The 23516-nt window shown below is 60.8% G+C and carries 21 protein-coding genes and 6 tRNA genes; 21 read left to right on the top strand and 6 right to left on the bottom strand.

All coding sequences use genetic code 11. From position 1 onward, the window contains the following. Positions 1-9 precede the first annotated feature (9 nt). The 8 genes from KW824_RS00855 (at position 10) to yjjG (ending at position 3324) form a co-directional block, all read left to right on the top strand. Positions 10-86: transfer RNA gene (locus KW824_RS00855), tRNA-Met, on the top strand. A 92-nt stretch (positions 87-178) separates the two neighbouring features. Continuing rightward, positions 179-255: transfer RNA gene (locus KW824_RS00850), tRNA-Met, on the top strand. A 102-nt stretch (positions 256-357) separates the two neighbouring features. After that, positions 358-434, top strand: a tRNA-Met gene (locus KW824_RS00845). Between the two features lie 102 nt (positions 435-536). Then, positions 537-613 (top strand) — tRNA-Met (locus KW824_RS00840). 109 nt (positions 614-722) lie between these two features. Then, positions 723-798: transfer RNA gene (locus KW824_RS00835), tRNA-Met, on the top strand. A gap of 110 nt (positions 799-908) precedes the next feature. Next, positions 909-985, top strand: a tRNA-Met gene (locus tag KW824_RS00830). Between the two features lie 144 nt (positions 986-1129). Continuing rightward, positions 1130-2614 carry a leucyl aminopeptidase family protein gene (locus tag KW824_RS00825; RefSeq protein ID WP_218408600.1) on the top strand — a complete coding sequence of 495 codons (1485 nt, stop codon included), beginning with the start codon at positions 1130-1132 and terminating at the stop codon, positions 2612-2614. Positions 2615-2643: 29 nt separating this feature from the next. Continuing rightward, positions 2644-3324: a pyrimidine 5'-nucleotidase gene (yjjG, locus tag KW824_RS00820; RefSeq protein WP_218408599.1), complete on the top strand. Its 681-nt coding sequence runs from the start codon at positions 2644-2646 to the stop codon at positions 3322-3324. A gap of 71 nt (positions 3325-3395) precedes the next feature. Here the strand turns inward: yjjG and KW824_RS00815 are convergent, their stop codons facing one another. From KW824_RS00815 to elyC, 4 genes are all read right to left on the bottom strand, one after another. Further along, a complete protein-coding gene (locus tag KW824_RS00815) occupies positions 3396-4652 on the bottom strand; it encodes an amidohydrolase (RefSeq protein ID WP_218408598.1) in 1257 nt (418 codons plus the stop codon). 1211 nt (positions 4653-5863) lie between these two features. Further along, a complete protein-coding gene (pfkA, locus tag KW824_RS00810) occupies positions 5864-6835 on the bottom strand; it encodes a 6-phosphofructokinase (RefSeq protein ID WP_005326082.1) in 972 nt (323 codons plus the stop codon). A 138-nt stretch (positions 6836-6973) separates the two neighbouring features. Beyond that, on the bottom strand, positions 6974-7729 hold the full coding sequence (gene tpiA, locus KW824_RS00805; RefSeq protein WP_042650052.1) for a triose-phosphate isomerase: 756 nt from the start codon (positions 7727-7729) through the stop codon (positions 6974-6976). Between the two features lie 135 nt (positions 7730-7864). Next, positions 7865-8635: an envelope biogenesis factor ElyC gene (elyC, locus tag KW824_RS00800; RefSeq protein WP_218409064.1), complete on the bottom strand. Its 771-nt coding sequence runs from the start codon at positions 8633-8635 to the stop codon at positions 7865-7867. Positions 8636-8973: 338 nt separating this feature from the next. Between elyC and KW824_RS00795 the strand changes: the two genes are divergently transcribed. The 12 genes from KW824_RS00795 (at position 8974) to KW824_RS00740 (ending at position 21302) form a co-directional block, all read left to right on the top strand. Continuing rightward, positions 8974-9441 (top strand): type VI secretion system PAAR protein, encoded by a 468-nt coding sequence (locus KW824_RS00795; RefSeq protein ID WP_218408597.1) that lies wholly within the window; start codon positions 8974-8976, stop codon positions 9439-9441. Between the two features lie 10 nt (positions 9442-9451). Next, complete coding sequence (locus KW824_RS00790) at positions 9452-10432, top strand: S-type pyocin domain-containing protein (protein ID WP_218408596.1); 981 nt, start codon at positions 9452-9454, stop codon at positions 10430-10432. Beyond that, positions 10429-10923, top strand: a complete 495-nt coding sequence (locus KW824_RS00785) for a DUF6392 family protein (RefSeq protein ID WP_218408595.1) — start codon at positions 10429-10431, stop codon at positions 10921-10923. The genes KW824_RS00790 and KW824_RS00785 overlap by 4 nt, the downstream gene beginning before the upstream one ends. Positions 10924-11113: 190 nt before the next feature. Further along, positions 11114-11374 (top strand): hypothetical protein, encoded by a 261-nt coding sequence (locus tag KW824_RS00780; protein WP_218408594.1) that lies wholly within the window; start codon positions 11114-11116, stop codon positions 11372-11374. Positions 11375-11486: 112 nt separating this feature from the next. Next, positions 11487-12263 carry a tRNA uridine 5-oxyacetic acid(34) methyltransferase CmoM gene (gene cmoM, locus KW824_RS00775; RefSeq protein WP_218408593.1) on the top strand — a complete coding sequence of 259 codons (777 nt, stop codon included), beginning with the start codon at positions 11487-11489 and terminating at the stop codon, positions 12261-12263. Positions 12264-12378: 115 nt separating this feature from the next. Further along, on the top strand, positions 12379-13698 hold the full coding sequence (gene mukF, locus KW824_RS00770; RefSeq protein ID WP_218408592.1) for a chromosome partition protein MukF: 1320 nt from the start codon (positions 12379-12381) through the stop codon (positions 13696-13698). Further along, complete coding sequence (gene mukE / locus KW824_RS00765) at positions 13679-14416, top strand: chromosome partition protein MukE (protein ID WP_041205837.1); 738 nt, start codon at positions 13679-13681, stop codon at positions 14414-14416. Before mukF ends, mukE begins: the two co-directional genes overlap by 20 nt. Before the next feature lie 45 nt (positions 14417-14461). Beyond that, the gene (gene mukB / locus KW824_RS00760) at positions 14462-18889 is read left to right on the top strand and encodes a chromosome partition protein MukB (RefSeq protein ID WP_218408591.1); all 4428 of its coding nucleotides are present in this window, start codon (positions 14462-14464) and stop codon (positions 18887-18889) included. Between the two features lie 170 nt (positions 18890-19059). After that, the gene (locus KW824_RS00755; RefSeq protein ID WP_201035091.1) at positions 19060-19449 is read left to right on the top strand and encodes a septal ring lytic transglycosylase RlpA family protein; all 390 of its coding nucleotides are present in this window, start codon (positions 19060-19062) and stop codon (positions 19447-19449) included. A gap of 191 nt (positions 19450-19640) precedes the next feature. Beyond that, positions 19641-20141: a cupin domain-containing protein gene (locus KW824_RS00750; RefSeq protein WP_218408590.1), complete on the top strand. Its 501-nt coding sequence runs from the start codon at positions 19641-19643 to the stop codon at positions 20139-20141. A gap of 7 nt (positions 20142-20148) precedes the next feature. Then, positions 20149-20616, top strand: a complete 468-nt coding sequence (locus KW824_RS00745; protein WP_218408589.1) for a GNAT family N-acetyltransferase — start codon at positions 20149-20151, stop codon at positions 20614-20616. 194 nt (positions 20617-20810) lie between these two features. After that, positions 20811-21302 (top strand): histidine phosphatase family protein, encoded by a 492-nt coding sequence (locus tag KW824_RS00740; RefSeq protein ID WP_218408588.1) that lies wholly within the window; start codon positions 20811-20813, stop codon positions 21300-21302. A gap of 115 nt (positions 21303-21417) precedes the next feature. On the opposite strand, the gene KW824_RS00735 is transcribed toward KW824_RS00740, so the two are convergent. Beyond that, positions 21418-22008 carry a hypothetical protein gene (locus tag KW824_RS00735; RefSeq protein WP_218408587.1) on the bottom strand — a complete coding sequence of 197 codons (591 nt, stop codon included), beginning with the start codon at positions 22006-22008 and terminating at the stop codon, positions 21418-21420. Positions 22009-22192: 184 nt separating this feature from the next. Next, positions 22193-22396 (bottom strand): hypothetical protein, encoded by a 204-nt coding sequence (locus KW824_RS00730; RefSeq protein WP_005326065.1) that lies wholly within the window; start codon positions 22394-22396, stop codon positions 22193-22195. Between the two features lie 203 nt (positions 22397-22599). Here KW824_RS00730 and KW824_RS00725 point away from each other — a divergent pair, with 203 nt between their 5' ends. Next, a complete protein-coding gene (locus tag KW824_RS00725) occupies positions 22600-23469 on the top strand; it encodes a PhzF family phenazine biosynthesis protein (RefSeq protein ID WP_218408586.1) in 870 nt (289 codons plus the stop codon). The last annotated feature ends 47 nt before the right edge of the window (positions 23470-23516 follow it).

Raw genomic sequence — 23516 nt, 5'->3', positions numbered from 1 at the left:
GACCTCAGACGCGGGGTGGAGCAGCTCGGTAGCTCGTCGGGCTCATAACCCGAAGGTCGTCGGTTCAAATCCGGCCCCCGCAACCATCTGAGTGTCGACATCGACGACAACCTTCGGTTGATAGCTGATGAAGACGATTCGAACTGGCTACTGCTCGGCCACTTCGGAAAAATACGGACGCGGGGTGGAGCAGCTCGGTAGCTCGTCGGGCTCATAACCCGAAGGTCGTCAGTTCAAATCTGGCCCCCGCAACCAACTATTTGTGCTCATGGCAAGGCTGATGCCAAGCGGTGAACGTAAAGACAGCACACTACTTCTGCTCGGTAGTGCGCGGTGATAAAGGCAGTACAATTCGGACGCGGGGTGGAGCAGCTCGGTAGCTCGTCGGGCTCATAACCCGAAGGTCGTCAGTTCAAATCTGGCCCCCGCAACCAACTATTTGTGTTCATGGCAAGGCTGATGCCAAGCGGTGAACGTAAAGACAGCACACTACTTCTGCTCGGTAGTGCGCGGTGATGAAGGCAGTACAATTCGGACGCGGGGTGGAGCAGCTCGGTAGCTCGTCGGGCTCATAACCCGAAGGTCGTCAGTTCAAATCTGGCCCCCGCAACCAACAATTTGTTTTCATGGCTAGGTTTTGTACCGCAGCGATGAGACGAAGACGCAAGCTGCTACTGCTCGGCAACTTGCGGGAAGGTCCGGCAACGGACACACAATTCGGACGCGGGGTGGAGCAGCTCGGTAGCTCGTCGGGCTCATAACCCGAAGGTCGTCAGTTCAAATCTGGCCCCGCAACCAACTATTTGTTCTCATGGCAGGGTCTTGCACCGCAGCGATGAGACGAAGACGCAAGCTGCTACTGCTCGGCAACTTGCGGGCAAGGTCCGGCAACGGACACACAATTCGGACGCGGGGTGGAGCAGCTCGGTAGCTCGTCGGGCTCATAACCCGAAGGTCGTCGGTTCAAATCCGGCCCCCGCAACCAACTTGTCATCTATCCTCTCTTTATATCCATCTCGACTCCCTCGTGTATCACCCTGATCCAGCACATTAATTTATGTGGTGGCGATCCTTTGTCCCATTTGTTCGGTATCATTCTGGCTTCTGTTCATGGATGAGGCCTCTCCCTGTGATGCACGCTTTCAACTACCTTCCTCCCAAGATAACCATGCAGACCACCACCCTGAACGAGGTGATGGCGAGCGACATTCCCGTCAAACTGCTGCTGGTAGCCGAGACCGGGCGCGATGCCCTGCTGGCGCAGCCTGCCTTCGCCGGAGTGGCGTCCCAGATAGCCCTGGGTCTGCCGGCCCCTTACCGGCTGGCGGATGGCCTGGGTCTGCAACTGGTGCTCTTCGTGGACCCGGCGCCCGTTGTGGATCACCGGCTCTACAAGCAGATCCGCACCTGGACAGCCCCCCTCGCGGGTCTCAAGGTGGCGCAGCTGGCGCTGCACCTAGAGGGCTTCGATGAGGCGCCCCGGGCGCTGCTGGCCGAGCTGGTGCTCGCCACCCTGCTGGCAGCCGATGTGCCGCTGCCCACCCAGAAGCGCGCTGACGAGGCGCCCATCGGCTATCAGAGCCTGACCCTGTCTCCCCCCTGCGTCCTGGACCTGGCCCGCATCGAGGCCGAGGCGCAGGGCAACGGGCTGGCCCGTCACCTGGCCGTCCTGCCCGCCTCAGAACTCAATGCCGGCAGTTACCGTGCCTTCGCGCGGCAGCTGGCGCAACAGGAGGGTTGGCAGTGGCAGGAGTTCGACGAGGCGGCCCTCGCCAAGCTCGGTGCCGGCGCCTTCCTGGCGGTGGCCAGGGGCTCGGAGGACAACCAAGCTGCCATCGTCAGGCTCAGCTATTGCCCGGCCAATCCGGTGCGCCGCATCGCGCTGGTGGGCAAGGGGATCTGCCACGACTCCGGGGGCTATAACCTGAAAGTGGGTGGCAGCATGTATGGCATGCACCTGGACATGGGGGGCAGCGCGGTGGCGCTCGGAACCCTGCATGCCATCAGCCGGGCCAGGTTGCCCGTTGAGGTACACTGCTGGCTCGCCATCGCCGAGAACCACATAGGCCCCAAAGCCTATCGACCGGGGGAGGTGGTGACCGCCCTCAATGGCACCACCATAGAGGTGGTGGACACGGACGCCGAGGGGCGCATGGTGCTGGCGGATGCCCTGGCGCTCGCGGCCCAAGGGGAGCCCGATCTGCTGATCGACTACGCAACCCTGACCGGTGCCTGCAAGCGGGCACTCGGCAGCCGCTACAGCGGCGCCTTCACCAATCGCCCCGACTGGCTTCCCGAGCTGATACGCCTGGGGCAGCAGAGCGGTGAACGGATCTGGCCCTTCCCGCTGGACGAGGATTTCGATGACAACCTCGATAGCGAGTGGGCCGATCTGTTACAGTGCGCGCCGGGTAGCTCGCCGGATCACATCGATGCGGCCCGCTTCCTCAGCCGCTTCGTGCCCGGGCAGACACCCTGGTTGCACCTCGACTTGAGCGGTTTTCGCAACAAGGGGGGCAACGGCGTGGTCAGCAGCGAAGTGACCGGGTTTGGTGTCAGGCTGTCGCTGACCCTGCTCGCCAGCCCGCTCGGGATGGCCGAGCCCGCCACATGAATGGCCAAGAACAACCAATAAGGACAAGCGTGAAACAAGCAAGCTATGACTGGGTGCTGTTCGATCTGGACGAGACCCTGCTCGATTTCCCGGTCGCCCAGGCACTGGAACGCACCCTGCAGATCTATGGCGTGACGCCGACGCCCCCCAGGATGGCGGCCTATCACGAGCTGAACCACAGGCTGTGGCAGCAATACAACTCAGGTGAGATAGACGCCACCCAACTGCAGCAGACCCGTTTTTCGATGTTTGCCGAGCAGGTGAACGTGGCGCCCATGGCGATGAATGACACCTTCCTGCAGCAGATCATCGCCTTGAGCGTGCCGCTGGAGGGGGTGGAGGAGACCCTGCTGGCCCTGAAGAGCCGGGTCAGGATGGGGATCATCACCAATGGTTTCAGCCTGCCCCAGCGCGGTCGTCTCGACAAGCTGGGCTGGAACGAGTGGTTTGAGCCCCTCGTTATCTCCGACGAGGTGCAGGTGACCAAGCCGGCCGCCGCCATCTTCCAGCACGCCCTGGATCTGATGGGACAGCCGAGCCCGGCGCGGGTGCTGATGGTAGGGGACAACCCCAAGACCGACATCGCCGGTGCCGCCGCCCAGGGGCTGGCGACCTGCTGGTACAACCCTGCCCGCCAGCAGGGGCCCTGCGAGGCGACCCATGAGATCCATCACTTCGCCCACCTCTCTGACATAGTGCTGGGACGCTGAGCCCGGCGCCAGGCGACTTCGCAAAGACAAGAAAGGCAGCCCTCGGGCTGCCTTTTTCATCGGTGGCGTACTCAACTGCCGAGGCGGCTGAGCAGCCAGGCCTCGAGCAGCGCGACGCCGGGAGCCAGCACGGCCTCGTCGAAGTCGAACTCCGGATGGTGGTGAGGCGCCGCCAGATTGGCCCCCAGAATGAGGTAGGCGGCCTCACCGCCGTGTTGCTGCACCCGCTCGATGAGAAAACCGGCGTCCTCGCTGGCGCCGAAGCGGCGGGTGTGGATGGTCTCAAGCTTGAGCGCCTCGGCCAGCGGCACTATCTCCTCGAGCAGGGCCGGGCTGTTCTCTATGCCGATGGCTTCCCCCTGCTTGCGAATGAGGTAGCTGGCCCCCTGCATCATGGCGGCCCCTTCCACTATCTGCTGCACCTGGCCGAACATGTAGTCGTTGAGGGCCGGGGTCGCGCCACGGGTCTCTCCCTGCAGTCGGGCGTGACCCGGGATCACGTTGCGACCGCTGCCCCCATTGAGCTGGCCAATGTTGATGCGGGTCATGCCGTCCCGGTGGCGGGCAATGCCGAGCATGGCGGTGGTGGCCATGCAGGCCGCCGCCAGGGCATTGCTGCCGGCGTTGGGCTCGAGCCCCGCGTGAGCGGCGCGCCCCATAAATTCCACGTCAAATTTTGTTGAACAGAGAAACTCGGTGGGGTTGATCACCAGTTCGCCGCTGTTGGCGTGAATGCCGATGTGAAGCGCCAGCAGGGCATCCACGTCATCGAGCTGACCGCCCGCCGCCAGCGCCTTGCCGCCGCGGCATCCTTCCTCGGCAGGCTGGAAGAACAGCTTGATGCGACCGTTCAGACCATCGGCCAGGGCGGCGATCCGCTCGGCCAGCACCAGCCCGATGGCGGTGTGGCCATCGTGGGCGCAGGCGTGCATCCAGCCCGGGTTGGCGGAGTGCCAACCCTCCTGGCAGGGTTGGTGTGCCGGCTCCCGGCTCTCTTCCACTTCTACCGCATCGATGTCGAAGCGAAAGCCCAGGGTAGGGCCGGGGCGGCCGCTGTCCCAGACGCCCATCACCCCGGTGATCTCGTCGATGCGGGCCAGCCAGTCGGGGTGAGCCCCCTGACGCAGGGCACGCTCCTTCTGGGCTGCGACGTCTATCTCCCGTCCCATGATGAGGTTGCTGGCCAGCAGCTTGTCCCCCAGCATGACGGAAAAACCGAGTTCACAGAGATGGTGGGCGATGAGGGCACTAGTGCGAAATTCACACCAGGCGGCTTCGGGGAGACGGTGAAGGTCACGGCGCCAGTGGCGCAGAGCATCCTGAGTCATGGTGATTCCTGCATGGCAAATCCAGCGGACATTGTGACGGGCAGGGGGGCAAGAGTAAATCCCGCAGAGACAGATGCGGCAAGGGGAGCACTGAGGCTCCCCTTGCAAGAACGGCGATCATGACGTTCAGGTCGTTAAATGCTCACAGATGGCCAATAACTCCTGACTGGCATCCTGTTCCTGCGCAAGGCTTCAAAAAACCACCTTTGCGGGTGTTTTTGCGGCCTGGTGGCGCTATCAAGACGCAGGCCAAGCAGCTGCCTGACCGATTAACCGCCTTAGAGCTGTGCCAGCGAGGGCAGAGAGACGGCAACCAGAGTGAAAAACACGGTAAAAACGGCGGTAACAACGAACTCTTTCATTATTTTGTCTCCCTTGGCTGACTGATGATGAGACCAAGATACCACAATGACAGGGGATAACAATGAAAAATGTATTTATGTGGCAAAATTAAGTCGCTGGTGTCGTAGTGCTGTGTTTTTGTAATTTTGTGGGTGTTTTATCACCCATTCATGAGGTGGTGGATTTTTAGCATATGATATTTATCACTATGTTGTTTATATACAGTCACTTATGGTTTTTTGTTTGCGTTTTCTGATGGGGTTTGTACGAGGCCATTTTGATGATCATCAACTTTTGTGGCGATAAATGGCAGGGTGATGCGCCTGAAAGTGTCGCCAATGATGGGTTGGCTGGCTGGTAGCGCCATTTCCCTTATCCCATCATTTTTATCTGCCCGCCATGGGGTAAACCCAGTAATGACGGTGCTTTATCGCCATCACCTCCCGGCATAATTTCAATTCACCGGGGAAAACAGGGTAAAACATCAGGCATTCGGCAGGGAAAAGCCCCGCTGCCCCGCCCGCCGAGCCGCTCTTTTTGAATGGGCATCATGGTGGGAGAGGTGGGCTTTCATTCACAGATGCCCAGAGGTAAGTATGCAGAGACTGACACCCAGGCAAGGGGCCCCTGTCAGAGGAGCAGGGCGAGGGGGCAGAGTCTGCTGGAGAGGGGGAAACCTCAGTAGAGCGCGGCGACACGAAAGAGAACGCCTGTATCGCCGTCTATCAGGCAGAAGCACAACTGAGCAAGCTGGCTCGTTACAGGTCGGGGAGGGCGGTTGCCTGTGTTTGCCGGGGCACTGATGCAGGCATAAAAAAACCCTCCGATGGAGGGTTTTTGTTACAACAACCTGTCTGAAGCGCGATGGCTTAGAACAGGGTGGTGGAGAGATCGTACAGCTCCTGATCGAACGGGCGCTTGAGGTTCTCGATGCAGTCGATGATGTCGTGGTGCACCATCTCGTTGCCCTGGATCCCGACGCAGCGGCCACCCTGACCGGCCAGCAGCTGCTCGACGGCAAAGGCACCCATGCGGCTGGACATGATGCGATCGCGGGCGGTCGGCGAGCCGCCACGCTGGATGTGACCCAGTATGGTGGCGCGGGTTTCGCGGCCAGTCATGGCTTCGATGTCCTTGGCCAGGGCATTGACGTCGGTGACGTGCTCACAGATGGTGATGATGGCGTGCTTCTTGCCTTTGGCTTCGCCTTCCTTGATCTGTTGCAGCAGCTTCTCTTTGTCAAAAGCCACTTCCGGCACGATCACGTACTCGGCGCCACCGGCAACGGCGGCGGACATGGCCAGATCGCCACAGTGGCGGCCCATGATCTCGACCACGGAGATGCGGTGGTGGGAGCTGCAGGTGTCACGCAGACGGTCGATGGCGTCGACGACCACGTTCAGCGCGGTGTCAAAGCCGATGGTGAAGTCGGTACCGGCGATGTCGTTGTCGATGGTGCCCGGCAGACCGATGCAGGGGAAACCCTCTTCGGTCAGCTTCTTGGCACCCATGTAGGAGCCGTCACCACCGATCACCACCAGGGCATCGATGCCGTGTTTTTTAAGGTTCTCGATCGCCTCGGCACGCACTTTCGGGTCTTTGAAGGCGGGGAAACGGGCGGAGCCCAGGAAGGTACCGCCGCGGTTGACCACGTCGGAGACGCTGTGGCGCTCGAGCTTGACGATCCTGTCCTGATGCAGACCGAGGTAGCCATCATAGATGCCGTAGACTTCCAGGCCATGATGCAGACCGGCGCGCACCACGGCGCGAATGGCTGCGTTCATACCCGGTGCGTCACCACCACTGGTCAAAACACCAATACGTTTGATTTGTTTGGTCATGAGTGCCTCTGGATCTGAGTTGTCGAATATCAATATCTGAAAAATACGGCCAGCCGTTTTTACTATATCGGCTTTCCTATGGCAGAAGGGTCCATAGGAAAGCGATATCAAGAGAGGGGCCAGGCCCCTCTCTGCATCTTACTGGGCGGCGCCAGCGATGATCTGGGAGAAGTCGTCCACTTTCAGGGACGCACCACCCACCAGGCCACCGTCGATGTCCGGCTGACCGAACAGGTCGGCAGCGGTCGCGCCAGTGACGGAACCACCGTACAGGATCTGTACCTTGGCAGCCACGGCGCCGTCGAAACCGGCCAGGTACTGACGGATGTGAGCATGCACGGACTGAGCGATTTCCGGGGTAGCGGTCTTGCCGGTGCCGATGGCCCATACCGGCTCGTAAGCCACTACGGCGTTGGCGAAGGAGGCGATGCCGCAACGGTCGATGACGGCTTTGAGCTGGGTCTCAACCACGTTCTTGGTCACACCGGCTTCGAACTGCTCCAGGGTCTCACCGATGCACAGAACCGGTACCAGGCCAGCTTTCTGGATGGCTTCGTACTTGGCAGCCACCACGTCGTCGGTCTCTGCGTGCAGGGTGCGACGCTCGCTGTGGCCGACCAGGGAGTAGGTGCAACCGAAAGCTTTGAGCATGGAGGGGGCGTTCTCGCCGGTGAAGGCGCCGGACTCGTGAACGTCGGCGTTCTGGGCACCGTAAGCAATCTTGCTGCCAGCGGTCAGCTGTTCAACCAGACCCAAAAAGATAACCGGCGGGCAGACGGCGACTTGCACGGAAGGATGAGCGGCAGCAGCCGGGGTCAGTCCTTTGATCAGAGCTTCGACAGAAGCTTTGGTGCCGTTCAGTTTCCAGTTACCCATTACCAGGTGCTGTCTCATCTTCTCAATCTCCTAGGCATTTGATTGCGCAACATTATATGAATTGAACCGAGCCCAAGATAGCTGACCCGGCGGCAAATGACGTAATTTTTTTTCGCTTTCCTGATCCAAATCAGGAATGCAAGAACCGATCGCTCATTCGTTAACCTGCCCCCGCAAACGGGCCCACCATACCCCAATCCATTCGTGAATGGCAGCCTCGGAATACATCAGGTAGCGCCCCTTGGGCAGGTAGCTGTAGAGGGGTTGCGGCTCCTGACTCTGCTTGGCGGTATAGTCGGTGGGGGCCGGCACCGCATCGAGTCCCTGACCGCGATAGAGCACCATGGCCCGGGGCAGGTGGGTGGCCGAGCTTACCAGCGCCACCCGCTTGCCCTTGAGGTGGGCGCTGATGCTGACTGCCTCGTCGTGGGTGTCTTTGTTGTTTTCAAACAACGTCATTCGGGAGCGGGGGATGCCGAGGCCTGCCGCCATGCGGGCATTGACCTCGGCGTTGGAGAGGGGATCCCCCGACACATAGCCCGAGAAGACCAGCTCCGCTTGCGGGTAGGCCTGGGCCAGGCGCACCCCTTCCAGGGTGCGGGTCAGGGAGATGTTGTTCTGCCAGGCGCGTTCAGGCACTGCCGGATCGCTGACATGGCCGTTGCCGAGCACCACGATGGCGTCGATATGGGGATGCAGGCTCACCTCGAAGGGCGGATAGGTCTGCTCCAGGCTTCGCGCCAGTTCATAGCTGACGGGCCTCATCCCCATCAGGGTAATGAGGAGCAACGAGAAGGTGGCCAGCAGTTTGCCGGTTTTCTGAAAGCGGGTGAACCAGAGTAGCGCGAGCGCCAGCAACAATAAGGATAGGGAGAAGGGCAGCGGCATCAGCAGCTGGCCCAGCCACTTCTTGATCACAAACAAGTTCAATTCAAACACAGTGTTCTCCCATCAATTCCTTATTACATGCGATAGCTGGCATCAGGCGCTGGGGCACTTTATCAGATCCAGCGCCTGAATGATCTCGACACCTTAACTTTGGACTCGAACACCGTCAGCTCTCCAGAGAAGCAGTGTTATCGCGCCGACTTCACAATCACTATCAAAAAACAACTGGTGAAATTGCCGGTTGAATCCTTGCTACTTCTGCTCAGAATGGCCGGGGGTCAAAATGATCCTGGCCTTTTTCATTTTTGGGCAACCTCGGTATGCTTCGAACAGCTCAGCATGCCACCATGTAGTCGCATCAGTTGAGTCGTATTATGTCTAAGCATGCAGCCAAGGTCGGGAATATAGGAACCGACCACGATGGATTTCACCCCACGCCTATCATTGCCGGTTCTCCCGACGTTTTCATCGATGGCATCCCTGCCGCCAGGGTCGGAGACCCGTTGGCTCCACATGACAAGCCAAACCATCCCCCACACCCCCGCAAGATAGCGTCAGGTTCATCAACGGTATTCGTTAACGGTAAGCCCCTGGCCATCACAGGTGGCTCTGTTGACTGTGGTGGAGTGATCATCGGTTCGGGAACTGTGATAGTTGGCGATCAGTTCGAGAAGGTCGATTCAAATTTCATACCTCCCGTAATTGAGAAAGTCACTCCGTTCATTTTCGCGAAATCTAGCTCGGTGCCGCCGACAACCATTGAGGCGGCTACAAGTGCAGAGCCTCTCGCGATGTTCGGTAGAGCCGTGGTACTGGCTCCAATGCCATCTAAAGCCAAGTGAGGAGATGCTGATGTCTGGAGCCACAACCGCAAGTGCAACAACAGAAATTGCACTTGGGAGAATATCTGGCGCCTTGCCAAGTGAATTAGGGGCCTGGGCTCTGCGTTCTAGTGGGGCCGCTTCTGGGGCGTTTCTGATGGCATTTTGGCCATCAGACTTAGGGGATGGAACGCTCTACACGGATGCGCAGTTGCAGGCCATGAGCCGGGCTGCCACGCGGGTCCGTTTCAGATTCATTGAGGATGAACAGGGGCGGATGCAAGTGTATGGGATCCACACCAGCGCAGCATCTGGCATGGATTCAGTGCCTATCGTGCAGGCCCGGCAAGAAGGCAGTGCCGTTGTAGCAGTGGTTCCCGGTGGTCCCACTCTAACTTGGTACCCTGATAGCAGTGGCGAAGTGCCTGATGCCAGTAGTTACTATCCGGAGCGGGATGGCATGGATGTGTCGAACATTTTAGTTCGTCCCATCCCTGAGGCTCCAGATGCTGAGCTCGAGACATTCCCGGCAAGCGGGGATGACCTGGAAGATTGCATCATCACCTTCCCTGCATCATCAGGGGTTCCACCGTTATATCTGGTTTTCAGCAAGCCGCCGGTGAAATTACTGGAAGTCGATACCTACAGAGGATTTCAGGGGAGACCAAGAGCAGGCACTCATGCTGATCACATGCCATCAGCAGCGGCGATTGAACGCTATTTGCTTGAGACCTTTCCGGGGTTAACATCCTCAGAAATAGGAGGGCTTAAGAAGGATGTTGCAGCCTTAATAATTCCTGCCTCGGTTCACCAGAAATGTAGTGAAACCTATGGTGGAAGGAATACCTCTTTGCAGATTGAAAAAGACTCAAAGGACTTAAAAAAGGCCGTAGACAGCAACTTTGATATGGTTAAGAAGTGTTTGCTGGATGAAGGGTATGACAATGCTGAAATCGAGCGGGCAAGGCAGGAAATGCACCAAGTGAATAAAGAACAAGGGTGGTACAAATGACGGTGGATGCTAAAGCTTTAATCAATGGCCTTGGGCTCACATATGAGGCCATGCTCGAAGCCGAGATGATACCCTATAAGACGAAGCCAAAAGGGGATTCAGGTAGTCCGTATATTACGCTGAACATGGCAAAGGAAGGGGTATTTTTGACATTTGACCGAGTGTCGAGAAAACTCATCGAGGTCGATCTTGAGCTGATTAGAGAGGGGGATGATAAGTATGTATTCCCTAATGAGGTACCTTCTCCTCTATGGAGTGTTATGTTGCGCTCCGATGTAAGAGCCAAGTTTGGTGTACCTACAAACACCCTCCCACCTTACAGGCTTATAAATCGCGAGAAAGGTGGTACAGATCACTATGTCCTCGAGAAGGGAGGGAAAAAGGTGAGTATGTTGCTGAGCTATGACTTAGAACAGAGAGCAACTACTGTTGGTTTTAAACCAACAGAGCTTGTGCAGTGGAAGGAGCTGGATCCGTCTCTGCTGCTGTAGTTGCTAGTTCGGTGTCCCCCTGGATTATTCGTTTCTGCTATAGCAACAATTGAGGTCCCTCCAGCATCTGTTGAATGTTTTGCTGTAGCGCGTTAGCATCTCCCAAAGATGGCCAGAGTCCCCGTGACCCTGGCCGTTTTCATTTCTGGCCCGCCTCGTACGGGCTTTGTCGTTTCTAGAGGGGCGATGCATGGCGAAAGAAGAAGATCTCGCGACGGCTGCGGCTGCCGCGGGGGTGGCAAAGGGCGCGCCGCCAGTGGTGGCGTCCGGCATGACGCTGGCCGGGTACTCGCTCAATGACTGGGTGCTGGCCGCTACGTTGATGTGGATAGCGGTTCAGATGGGCTGGTTCATCTGGTCGAATATCATCAAGCCGCGCCGCCAGCTGGACAGTGCACGAACCATCGACCTACTCCAACCCCATATAGAGAATGAAACTCCCCGTCCTTGAGTTTTCAGCGGATCCGGGATGTGACAGAATACCCCTCTTTTTTCCTGTGGCCCAATCCTGTGTGGTTTCTCCCTAACACCCCCACAGCAGGGCGGCCGAAGATGAGTATGTCTTGAAGCAAGATCAGAGTTTTGACGGGCGCACCGACAAGTTCGCCCGCAACATTTACGACTCCACCAAGGGGCGCATCCGCACCGCCGTGGTGTGGAGCGACATCGAGGCCTGCCTGACGCGTCTTGGCAACCGGCCGCTGCGCATTTTGGATGCCGGCGGCGGCTTTGGCTATTTCGCCCAGAAGCTGGCGGCCATGGGCCACCAGGTGGAGCTGTGCGATCTGTCGGCAGAAATGCTGGATCTGGCCCGGGAGCAGATCGCCGAAAAGGGGCTGGAAGACAGAATTCGTCTCATCCATTGCCCCATCCAGGATCTCAAGCAACATGTGACCGGCACCTTCGATCTGGTGCTCTGTCACGCGGTGCTGGAGTGGCTCGTCGAGCCCCGTCAGACCCTGCTCGGTCTGTTCCCTTTCGTCAAGGCAGGGGGCATACTGTCGCTGCTTTTTTACAACCGTCACGGCCTCTTGTTCCAGAGCCTGGTAGTGGGCAATTTTGACTATGTGCGCCAGGGGCTGAACAAGAAGCGCCAGACCGCGCTTACGCCCACCAACCCCCAGTTGCCGGAACAGGTCTACGACTGGATAGGACGGGGGGGCCTCAAGATCATCGGCAAGACGGGGGTGCGGGTCATTCACGACTACATGCGCCACAAGCAGGATCAGGTCGAAAAGTTCGAGGATCTGCTGGTCATGGAGCAGCACTATTGCCGTCAGGAACCCTTTGTGTCCCTTGGGCGCTACATCCATGTGATGGCCCAGAAACCAGCCGGTTGAGACGAACCGGCGTGAATGTGATGCGGGATCGAGCCGTCGGGGTGCCACCGACCCCGGCCTATATCACCACGGCGGGCGAGTGACCCGTCGGTTATAACAACGAGATGATAACGTCATGATGAGTACATCCCGTACCCTGCCAGAGACGGTGGGATGGGTCAGACAGGAGGGGTTGTCCCTGAACCTCCCCACCGACAGGCTGGCCTTTCTGATCGCGATCAAGACACTCTCCGAGGATGAATCGGATCTGTCGGAAGCCGCGCTGCACGACGCCTTCGGTTACGTGAGCAACGCCTTCGGCCAGATGGACGAGACCCTCTCCGGTCGCGCCAACAACGCCATCAACGATCTCATCCGCCAGCAACTGCTGTCGCGCTTCACCACCGACATGGTGGCGGGAGAGAGCCTCTATCGCCTGTCGCGCCTTGGCATGAGCATCGTCGACTTCTTTCTGGAGAGTCGTCAGGTGGACTCCATCAAGCTCTCCATTTTGCTCGAACACCTTGCCGCCGAGCTCGACACCGCCCGCAAGGCGGCGCTTGAGACCAACACCCGCGAACAGTGGGATGCCGAGGTGCTGCCGCGCCTCTCCTTCTCTCTGGAAGAGACCCTGGGGCGCATCGATCTCACCCAGCGCGCCATGGACGAGCAGCAGAATCAGGTCAAGAACGAAATAGCGGCCCTGCTGACCCAGAACTGGGTCGACGCCATCCACAGTTGCGAGAAGCTGCTGCGCGAGACGGGCCAGACCCTGCGCGAGCTGCAAGACACCCTGGATGCCGCCGGTCACCGCCTGCAGGCGGGGCTGCTCAACATTCAGGAAGCGGCGCAAGGGCGCGACGATCTGTTCCATGTCGAGGAGCTGACCCATGCCCTGCAGGGGCGTCTGGACGTCATCACCTCCTGGGGCCAGCAGTGCATCGAGCTCTGGTCCCGCTATGACAGGCATGTCCACAAGTTCATCCGCAACGCCATCGACATGGACAAGAATCGTGCCTTCAGCCAGCGGCTGCGCGAATCCATTCGCAACTTCGAGCAGCACAACTTCTTGCTGCGGGTGGCCGAGGAGCCGCGCCTCCTGGAGCTGCGGGACGAAACCATCGCCATCCACGACGAGGAGGTGACCGGCGAGGTGCCCCTCGAGATGGAGTTCATGGAGATGGTGGATATCAATCAGGCGCTGGCAGAGCGCATCGAACGCTATCTGGCCCGCTATCCCGAGCAGGGGCAGCAGCTGGATCTCGCCGACGTGCTGCGCGAATACCTGCTCGATTTCCCGGCCCACACCCACTTCGACGTGGCGCGTCTGCTGATAGACCAGGCCGTGCGCCTCGGCCATGCCAGCGGTGAGCGCGAGCACCACCGCCAACCCGCATGGAAACCCATTAACCAAGCTGGATCCAAGGTTCAGGCCTATGTCATTGATCAATTCTGAGTTTCCCTTGCCGCTGCGGCTCGCAGAGGCCATCGCCAACCCCTTGTTTCCGCGCATCGACACCGCCCTGCGCTCGGGGCGCCATATCAGTGCCGACGATTTCGAACAGCATTCGGCGCTGGTGGAGTTTCATGGCGAGCTGGAGATCTTCTACGGCCGCTATCAGGTCGAACTCATCAAGGCGCCTGAGGGCTTCTTCTATCTGCGCCCGCGCCCCAGCGCCGACATCGGCACCACAGTGCTCTCCGAGCTCGATATGCTGGTGGGCAAGGTGCTCTGTTACCTCTATTTGAGCCCGGACCGGCTCGCCTCGGAAGGAGTCTTCACCATGGGCGAGTTGCAGGAGGAGGTACTCGGCCTCGCCGACGAGAAGCAACTGCTGCGCATGGTCAACAGCCGCTCCGGCGGCACCGATCTGGACAAGAAGAAGCTGCTGGAGAAGATCCGCACCTCCATGCGCCGCCTCAAGCGCCTCGGGATGATCACCGCCCTTGGCAATAGCGACAAATTCCGGGTCAACGAATCCGTGTTTCGCTTCGCCGCCGATGTGCGTTCCGACGAGGATCCCCGCGCCGTCCAGCTGCGGATGATCCAGGAAGGGGAGGCCATCTTCCACGACGACGAGATGCCGAGCAGCGATTCGCTGTTTGACGACATCGAGGGGGATTTGGATGAAGAGCAACTGGAGCTGGAGGTGGAAGATGATCTGCAACGTTAATGTTCTGGCACCGATGGCGTCTGCCGGTTTGATGGAGAGTGCGGCGTGAGAGGCAAATTCAAATCCCTGACCATGGTCAATTGGAACGGCTTCTTCGCCCGGACCTTCGATCTCGACCAGCTGGTCACCACCCTGTCCGGCGGCAACGGCGCGGGCAAGTCCACCACCATGGCAGCTTTCATCGCGGCCCTGATCCCGGATCAGTCCCTGCTCCACTTCCGTAACACCACTGAGGCGGGCTCCAGCAGTGCGTCCCGCGACAAGGGGCTCTACGGCAAGCTGCAGCGCGGTCACTGCTATTCCCTGTTGGAAGTGATGAACAGCCGCGAGCAGCGGATCTGGGTCGGCGTGCACCTGGAGCAGGTGGCCAACCGGGACAACAAGGTCAATATCACCCCCTTCGCCCTGGTGGACGTGCCAGAAAACCTGCAACCCACCGATCTGCTGCTGGAGAAGCTTGACGGTGGCAAGGGGCGGGTACGCGCCTTTACCGATCTGAAAGGGGCGGCCGCCGAGCTGGGGGCGCTGAAAGTCGCCAAATTCAATACGGTGACCGACTATCACAACTTCATGTTCGAGTTCGGCATCACCCCGAAGAAGCTTCGTGATCAAAAAGATCGCGGCAAGTTCTATCGCCTGATCGAGGCCTCCCTCTACGGCGGCATCTCCTCCTCCATCAGCCGTTCCCTGCGGGAATACCTGCTGCCGGAGAACTCCGGCGTGCGCAAGGCGTTCCAGGACATGGAGGCGGCCATCTACGAGAACCGCCGCACCCTGGAAGCCATCAAGGAGACGCAGGGTCAACGGGATCTGTTCAAGAACCTCATCACCGAGACCACCCACTACGTGGCGGCGGAGTATGTGCGGGGGGCCGCCGAGAAGAACCGTCTCTCCGAGCTGGCCCTCAAGGCCCGGTCCGAGCTTGCGGGCAAGCGCCGCCTGCTGGCCGAGGAGAAGCAGCGCGCCATCTATCTGGCGGACGAGGTGGATCAGCTCACCAACCGCGAGAAATTGCTGACCGACGAGCTGGAGTCCGCCGCCGAGCACCTGGCCAAGGTGATGGCGGCCGTGGCCCTGCAAAAGAAGATCGCCCTGTACCGCGCCGATCTGGCGGAGCTGGTCGACAAACTCGAACAACAGCAGGCGATCGTTGAAGAGATCCATTGTCAGCTGCTGGAGGTGGAAGAGCGCAAAGAGCTGGCCCAGGCCGAGGTAGACAGCCTCAAGACCCAGCTCGCCGACTACCAGCAGGCGCTGGACATTCAGCAGACCCGCGCCATTCAGTACCGTCAGGCGGTGCAGGCCCTCGATGCTGCCCGCGAGCAGTGCGAGCTGCCGGGGCTGAGTGCCGAACAGGCGAGCGACACCCTGCATCAGTTCCGCAGCGCCGAGCAGAGCCTCACCAGCCGAGTGCTGGGGGCCGAGCAACAGCTGGCGCTGGCCAAGGCGGCGGTGGCCGAGCACGAGGCGGCACTGGCGCTGCTGCTCAGCATTGCCCCCGAGACAGTGCGCGAGGCCGCCTGGCCCACGGCGCAGGCGCTGCTCAAGCGTCACATCGAAGACAAGGCCCGCATCGCGCAGGGACAGGGGCTGCGCGCCGCCCTGGCTCGCCTCGAGAAAGAGAGCGAAAGCCAGAAGAATCTCTTCAAGTTGCGCGACGAGCTGCAGCAGGCATCCGGTCAGCTGATCGCCAGCCAAGACGAGCTGGAGATCTTCCTCGAAGCCCAGCGCTCCCGTCAGGAAGAGCTGAGTGATCAGCAGGCGGAGGTGAATCAGCGCCGCGCCAGCCTCGAACATCAGGGCGCCCAGCTGGGCCGCGATATCGCGGAGCTCACCAGGCTGGCCCCGCGCTGGCTGAAATCCTTCGAGAAGCTCGAGCAACTGCGCGAGCAGAGCGGCCTGCCGCTCGCCACCGCCGAAGAACTTTCTTCCGGCATGCAGAGCGTGCTCGACAAGGAGCGCGAGTTCGAGCAAGAGAGCAACCGCATCGCGGCGCAGAAACAGGCGTTGGAGCTGCAAATTCGCAACCTGCAGCTGGGGGCTGGCGAGGCGGATCCGCGCCTGGCCCGCATCGCCGAGCAGGTGGGGGGGGTGCTGCTCTCCGATGTCTATGACGACATCTCCATCGACGATGCCCCTTACTACTCCGCGCTGTACGGCCCGGCCCGCAGCGCCCTGGTGGTGCTCGATCTTGAGGGCGCCATCGAGCGGCTGAAAAAACTGGACGATTGCCCGGAGGATATCTACCTCATCCAGGGCAACCCCGACTCCTTTGACGAAGATCTGGTCGAGGCTGACGAGCTCGGCGACGCCGTGCTGGTACGCACCAGCAAGCGTCAGGTGCGTTTCTCCCGCTACCCCGAGTTGCCGCTGTTTGGCCGCGCCGCCCGGGAAAAACGTATCGAGCAGCTCGACCTCGAGCGCGAGGGCCTCATCGAGGGCTACGCCAAGGCTGCCTTCGAGCAGCAGAAGTACCACCGCCTCTACGGGCATTTTCGCGACTTTATCGGCCAGCATCTGGACATCGCCTTCCGCCCGGATCCCGAGGCCGAAGTGGAAGCCAAGCAGGCTGAGCTGCGCAAGTTGCAAGGGGCCATGACCGAGTGCGACAAGCAGCTGGCCGAGGCCAAAGCGGCCGCAGCCCAGCTGACCCGCCATATCCAGCTGGTGCAGGGGATGCTGCCCTTTGCCCATCTGTTTGCGGAGGCCGACTTGGCCGCCCGTCTCGAGGCGGCTCACGCCGACGTGGAGGCGCTTAAAACAGCCGAAGCCTTTATCGCCAGGCACGGCAAGGCGCTGGAGAAGCTCGAGACCCTGGTGCAGGTGCTGCGCCAGGATCCGCAGGATCTCGCGGCTCTGCAGGCGGCGTATGATGAGGTGAGCGACCTGCTGGCCGAGCAGAAGCGCCGTTGCTACGCCCTCGATCAGCTGGTGGCCCGCCTGCCGCACTTTGCCTATCAGGATGCGCAAGACTTGCTCGGCAAAGCCTCCGAGATGAGCGAGCGGCTCAAAGAGAAGCTGAAAGCGGCCGAGCTGGCGGCCCGCACCGCCGGTGAACAGCACAAGCAGATAGCCCAGCGCCACACCGAGGCGTTGCAGCTGCGCACCGCGCTCGATTCCAGCGCATCGGCCAAGCGCCAGACCCTGACCGAGTTCGAGCAGGAGCTGGCGGCCATGGGGCTCACCCTGTCGGACGACATGGAAGAGAAGTCCCGCGCCCACAAGAAAGAGATCGAGGAGCTGCTGATCCGCACCCGTTCCCGTCGCACCAGCGCCGAGGCCCAACTGCAGGTAACCAAGCGAGAGATCGAATCCCTCGGTGGTCGTCTCAAGCTGGAGGGCAAGGACTACTACAGCGCCCGTAAATTCCTGGTGGGTCACAAGGCGAGCTGGTCGCGAGTGGTGCGACTGGCGCGGGAGACCGACGTCGAGAAGCGCCTCAACAAGCGCGAGCTGGCGTACCTCGACAGCGACGAGCTGCGCTCCATGTCGGACAAGGCCCTCGGTGCCCTGCGGGTTGCCGTGGCTCACGACGAAGCCCTGCGCGATGCGCTGCGTCTCTCCGAGGGCAACCGCAGCACCGAGCAGAAGGTCGCCTTCTACGTGCAGGTTTACCGTTACCTCAAGGATCGCATCCGCAACGACATCATCCGCTCGGATGATCCGGTGGAGGCCATCGAGGAGATGGAGATCGAGCTGGCGCGCCTCGCCGACGAGCTCAAGCAGCGGGAAAATCACCTGTCGCTCTCTTCCCACGAGGTGGCTGCCAAGATCACCAACATCATCCGCCGCGAGCAGAACCGCATCCGGGTGCTCAACCAGGGCCTGCAGAACATCGCCTTCGGCCTGGTGCGCGGGGTGCGCCTCAACGTCAACATCCGCGAGGCCCACACCCGTCTCTTGACCGCGCTCGCGGATCAGAGCGCCATGCACAACGATCTGTTCGCCGACAAGGAGCTCAGCTTCTCCGAGGCGATGGCCAAGCTGTTCCAGCGCCTGAACCCGCAGATAGAGCAGGGGGAGCGCAACTATCAGGTGATGGGTGATGTGCTGCTGGACTATCGCAACTACCTGGAGCTGGAGATAGAGGTGCAGCGTGGTGCCGATGGCTGGCTGCGTGCCGAGAGCGGGGCCCTCTCCACCGGCGAGGCGATCGGTACCGGTCAGGCCATCCTCTTGATGGTGCTGATCAGCTGGGAGGAGGAGTCCCGCCGCCTGCGCGGCAAGGACATCGCCCCCTGCCGCCTGCTGTTCCTGGACGAAGCGGCCCGTCTGGATGGCAAGTCCATCGCCACCCTGTTCGAGCTGTGCGAGCGGCAGGACATGCAGCTGCTTATCGCGGCGCCGGAGAACATCAGCCCGGAGAAGGGCACCACCTACAAGCTCATCCGCAAGGTGCAGGGCAAGCACGAGCACGTGCACGTGGTGGGGCTGCGGGGCTTCGGTTTCGCCGATGACAAGCTGATCGCCTGATCTCTTCCCCTGACAGGGGCTGACGGGTGGACACACAAACGGGAGGCTTGGGCCTCCCGTTTTCTATGGGAAATATGAGAGAGTAGGCTCCTGTTCGCGGGATCCAGACTGGTGATGAAGAGGGGGCTGCCATGGCACGTCGACCCGACATCGCATCGAGGGAATAAAACATGACGTGGAATCTACAAAAAGGGCTGCTGGCCTCCCTGTGCCTGCTGCTCGCGGCCTGCAGCAGCCAGCCTGATGCGGGCAGTGCGGGCAACTGGCGCGGTTATACCCAGACGGGGCTGGCTTCCTACTATGCCGATCGCTACCACAACAAGCGCACCGCCAGCGGCGAGCCTTACCAGAAGAGCGCCAACACCGCCGCCCACATGACGCTGCCCTTCGGCGCCATGGTGAGGGTGACCAATATCGCCAACGGCAAGAGCGTGGTGGTACGGGTCAATGACAGGGGCAACTTCCCGAGGGGGCGAGTGATCGATCTCTCAAGATCTGCGTTCAGCACCATAGGTAACACCCGCTCCGGCCTCATCAAGGTCAAGGTCGAGGTATTGTAGGGGCTGCAGCGGGGCGCCATAAGCTCCGCCCATCACACCGCTGGCAACGGCAAGACCCCGCTCTTCGCATCTCGGCGTTGACAGCCTCCAGCCTTCAGCCGTATCTGTGTGATTGCATGACTGCCTTCAGGCAGGCACCCGGCTGATCTCTTGCTGCCCCTTGCCAGGGCGCCCATACAGAGGTTGTTGAGATGACGCACCGCACGCCCATTCAAGCCACACAGATCCTGGAGAGTACGGCAAAGTCCCTCTATCCGGAGCCTTTTGCCTCTCTAGTCAAACACCGTACCAGGAGCAAACTGGGGGAGCACTTCGGTCTTGCGAATTTCGGGGTGAACCTGACGACCCTGGCGCCGGGGGCCATCTCGGCGCTCAAGCATCACCACAGCAAGCAGGATGAGTTTGTCTATGTGATCTCGGGGACGCCCACGCTGCGCTATGGAGAGGATGAGTACCCGATGTCGCCGGGGGAGTGCATTGGCTTCAAGGGCGGCAACGGCCTGGCCCACCAGTTGCTCAACTACGGTGAGGTGGACGCCGTCTATCTCGAAGTGGGCGACCGGCTGGCGGGGGACACAGTCCAATACCCTGACGACGATCTGGCCCTGGTGCAGGGCGCCGATGGCGCTTGGGTCGCCAGACACAAGGACGGGTCCCCCTATCAGGAGCCCCTCACTGTTGGGAAAGCATGATAAGCCTATGAAAATCATACCCTTGCACGAGGTGCGCGCAGAGGATCTTCTGCCCCTGCTCAACGACGAGACGCTGCGAAAGCACCTGATTGACCACCCTCCCTTTGATACCGCCAGAGTGCGCGCCTGGATGGATGAGAAGCGACGAATAGACGGGCTGCCCGGTTGCCGCGTGCGCGCCGTCCTCATCGATGGTGTCCTGGTGGGGTGGTGCGGCCTCCAGCCCGATGAGGAGGGGGTCGAGATTGCCATCGTGATCGCCAGGGCGGGTTGGGGCAGTGGGCTCGCCATCTTCCACGAGATGATGGGCTGGGCGCGCAGCATGGGCCATCAAGAGATCATCTTTCATCTGCTGGACACGCGTCCCCCATACAAAGCCCTCGCCAGGCGCGCCACCAGGGTGAAGAAGACGACACTCTCTGGGCACTCCTTCACCACCTATTACTTCTGCGTCGAGGCCTGGTGCAGATCGTGATGGCTAACCGCTGCCACCTGTTGCTCGCACTGTCAGTGCCCACACGTCGAGAGCCTGGTCACCCGAACTCAGTGCTCAGCTTGTCCGAGACTCCCGCGCAATGTGGCTTCGCTATGATTGACATGGCGACGTGACAGGCATGCAAACCCTGGCCGTCACTGGCGGACCGATGGGCGGTCGCTGCGGGAGGAGTCATGAAGAGAACGCTGATCCTGATGCGTCACGGCAAGTCGAGCTGGCAAGATGAGGCACTGCCTGACAGGGCGCGGCCGCTCGCCGAACGCGGTCTGCGTGACGCCCCCCTGATGGGCAGACGTCTGGCGCACACGGTAGGGTTGCCCGACCTTATCCTGTCGAGCCCCGCCTGTCGGGCCTTGTCGACGGCACGGCTTGTCGCCCATGAGCTGGGCTACCCGGCGAACGGGATTGTCATCGACGAGCGCCTCTACGGCAGCGATGTCGGGACCCTGCTTGCGGTGATGGATGAGCTTGAGGACGATCTGAGGTGCGTGATGCTCGTTGGTCACGATCCCGAGTTCACCGATCTTGCCCACTGTTTTTCCGGCAAGATCACCCGGATGCCGACCTGCGCCGTCGCCCGCTTCACCTTTGATGCTCCCTCCTGGTCGGCCGCTGTATCGCAAACGCCGGTGACGGCCGTGCTCGACTATCCGAAAAAGGGGTAAGTGAATAGCAAGAGGAAGTGCAGGGTTGCCGCTCACCGGGGGCTGGGAAAGCCATTGGCAAGTGATCAAGCAAGAAGGGGAGCCCAGGCTCCCCTTCACATTCCCGTGATGTTGTTTATTTGGCGGTGATCGGTCCCTTGGTGCCCGCATCGTTGTCGACCCAGCCATCTTCCCCCTTGAGGCGACGATCCCCCTGTATGCGATAGATGACCATGCCTTCCTTGAACACCAGGGCCCCGTCGGATTTCTTGGCCTTGACCTGCTTGTCGTTGACCCACACCTGATCCTTGCCATCGATGCGAATGGTGGCCACGGTGGCGCCCGTCTCGGGGAAGGTGGCGACCCAGTTGCCGGTGTAGGGGCTGGCGCTGGTGGCCACCGGGGCATCACCAAATCCGGCGGCCGCGTTCTCGGCCTGGGTCTTGTTGATGTCGCAGCCGCTGAGCTCGCTCACCTGGGTGCAGCCGGAGCGCTCCAGCTTCTGTGCGTAGCTCATGTTTAGACCGCCGTCCGTGGCCGGGACGGCAGCACCGAATCCCGCCTTGGCATTCTCCTCCTTGGTCTTGTGAATATCGCAGCCCTGGGCCTCGGTCACCTGAGTGCAGCCGGAGCGTTCCAGCTGCTGGGCATATTTTGCGTTGATGGCGTGAGCCGGCGCCATGCCAAGCAGGGTCAGGGTCACGAGCAAAGCAGCAGTTCTAGGCATAGTTAATCCCTCAAAGTGTGAGTCTTTCCGGTTCATCGCAGCCTTGACTGCCATGAGCAACAGCCTGTGTTTGCGGCAATATCCTGGGGGCGAGAGCCTGTCTCACGTTAGCACCTGTAACAGGTGTCGCACAGGAGGGCCGATTAATCTGTGCCATTCAGAGGGAGTCCGTGAACTTGTGGGCTCAGCTCTGGGGCACCCGGATCCCCTTGTCGAGATAGAGGCTGCTGTAGTGGGCACGATGGGTGACGAACATCACCTGGTGGCGGCTGCCGTCGGAGAGGATGACGAAATCCCCGGCCTGGGCCGGGCTTTGCAGCAAGATCTCGTGCTCGGGAGCCGTCAACTTGTCGACCTCTTCCCTGAACGTAAGGGTGTATGAATACATATGGCACTCCACTGCGGGCTCATATACAGACACGTCTTCCCAACTCTAGTTGTCAGTACCCGGATCCGCGGCGCTCAAGCGGCACCTGTGCGGACGATAATTTTATGGGTAAGCTGGGCCTCTGATGCGGGCGCCCGGGAAGGGACCGCAGGGATGAGCTTGTGAAAGCCACTTTTCGTGAAGCAAGAAGCCAAGGAGTTGTCATGACGGAGCTGGTCACTGAGTTGGTGCGGATCGCCGCCTTTTCCGACGGATCCCGGGGGGGTAATCCCGCCGGCGTCTGGATCGGGGCCCAACTGCCGACGGCGGAGGAGATGCAGCGGATCGCCGCAGAGGTTGGATTCTCGGAGACGGCCTTCGCCGCCCCGCTGCACGGTGAGGGGCAAGAGGCCTGCGGACGGCAATGGCGGGTGCGCTACTTCTCTCCCGAGGCGGAGGTGCCGTTTTGCGGCCATGCCACCATCGCCCTCGGGGTGGCGCTGGCGCGCCGCTTCGGGGCAGGGGATCATGCACTCTGTCTCAACCAGACCAAGATCCGGGTCTCGGGCTGGCAGGATGAGCAGGGGCAGTGGCAGGCGGCGTTGCAATCCCCGCCGACCCACAGCAAACCGGCGCCAGCGGATTTGATGCGCGAAGCCCTGGCGCTGTTTGGCTATGATGCGGCCAGCCTGGATCCCCGCATCCCCCCAGCGCTCATTCACGGTGGCGCCGATCATCTGGTGCTGGCGCTAAGCGATCGCGCAGCGCTCTCGGCCATGCACTATTCGCTGGCGCAGGGGCGCCTGCTGATGCGCCGCGAGGGCCTGGTGACCATGCTGTTGGTGCATGTGGCCGGGGATCGGCTGTTTCACACCCGCAATGCCTTCGCCTACGGCGGCGTCTATGAGGATCCGGCCACAGGCGCTGCAACCGCGGCCTTCGCCGGTTACCTGCGCGATCTGCACTGGCCCCACGGCGGTGCCATCGACATAGTGCAGGGGGAAGACATGGGCATGCCGTCGCGGCTGCATGCCGAGATCCCGGCCGAACCCGGCAGTGCTGTGCGGGTGTCCGGCGGGGCGCGCTGGATCTGAGCCGGCAGCACGGGCAATACCAGGTCAGTTGAGGCAGGCGGAGGGTG

The sequence above is a fragment of the Aeromonas sp. sif0611 genome, assembly GCF_019218845.1.
Classification (GTDB): domain Bacteria; phylum Pseudomonadota; class Gammaproteobacteria; order Enterobacterales; family Aeromonadaceae; genus Aeromonas; species Aeromonas media.
The sequence above is the reverse complement of the archived record's forward strand: the minus strand, read 5'-3'. Positions and strand labels throughout refer to the sequence as shown.

Excerpts from the sequence above, each read along its gene's own strand:
- KW824_RS00815 (WP_218408598.1), bottom strand. The coding sequence starts at position 4,652 with ATGACTCAGGATGCTCTGCGCCACTGGCGCCGTGACCTTCACCGTCTC.
- pfkA (WP_005326082.1), bottom strand. The coding sequence starts at position 6,835 with ATGACCAAACAAATCAAACGTATTGGTGTTTTGACCAGTGGTGGTGAC.
- tpiA (WP_042650052.1), bottom strand. The coding sequence starts at position 7,729 with ATGAGACAGCACCTGGTAATGGGTAACTGGAAACTGAACGGCACCAAA.
- KW824_RS00795 (WP_218408597.1), top strand. The coding sequence starts at position 8,974 with ATGTCTAAGCATGCAGCCAAGGTCGGGAATATAGGAACCGACCACGAT.
- KW824_RS00790 (WP_218408596.1), top strand. The coding sequence starts at position 9,452 with ATGTCTGGAGCCACAACCGCAAGTGCAACAACAGAAATTGCACTTGGG.
- KW824_RS00785 (WP_218408595.1), top strand. The coding sequence starts at position 10,429 with ATGACGGTGGATGCTAAAGCTTTAATCAATGGCCTTGGGCTCACATAT.
- KW824_RS00780 (WP_218408594.1), top strand. The coding sequence starts at position 11,114 with ATGGCGAAAGAAGAAGATCTCGCGACGGCTGCGGCTGCCGCGGGGGTG.
- mukF (WP_218408592.1), top strand. The coding sequence starts at position 12,379 with ATGATGAGTACATCCCGTACCCTGCCAGAGACGGTGGGATGGGTCAGA.
- mukE (WP_041205837.1), top strand. The coding sequence starts at position 13,679 with ATGTCATTGATCAATTCTGAGTTTCCCTTGCCGCTGCGGCTCGCAGAG.
- KW824_RS00755 (WP_201035091.1), top strand. The coding sequence starts at position 19,060 with ATGACGTGGAATCTACAAAAAGGGCTGCTGGCCTCCCTGTGCCTGCTG.
- KW824_RS00750 (WP_218408590.1), top strand. The coding sequence starts at position 19,641 with ATGACGCACCGCACGCCCATTCAAGCCACACAGATCCTGGAGAGTACG.
- KW824_RS00745 (WP_218408589.1), top strand. The coding sequence starts at position 20,149 with ATGAAAATCATACCCTTGCACGAGGTGCGCGCAGAGGATCTTCTGCCC.
- KW824_RS00740 (WP_218408588.1), top strand. The coding sequence starts at position 20,811 with ATGAAGAGAACGCTGATCCTGATGCGTCACGGCAAGTCGAGCTGGCAA.
- KW824_RS00735 (WP_218408587.1), bottom strand. The coding sequence starts at position 22,008 with ATGCCTAGAACTGCTGCTTTGCTCGTGACCCTGACCCTGCTTGGCATG.
- KW824_RS00730 (WP_005326065.1), bottom strand. The coding sequence starts at position 22,396 with ATGTATTCATACACCCTTACGTTCAGGGAAGAGGTCGACAAGTTGACG.
- KW824_RS00725 (WP_218408586.1), top strand. The coding sequence starts at position 22,600 with ATGACGGAGCTGGTCACTGAGTTGGTGCGGATCGCCGCCTTTTCCGAC.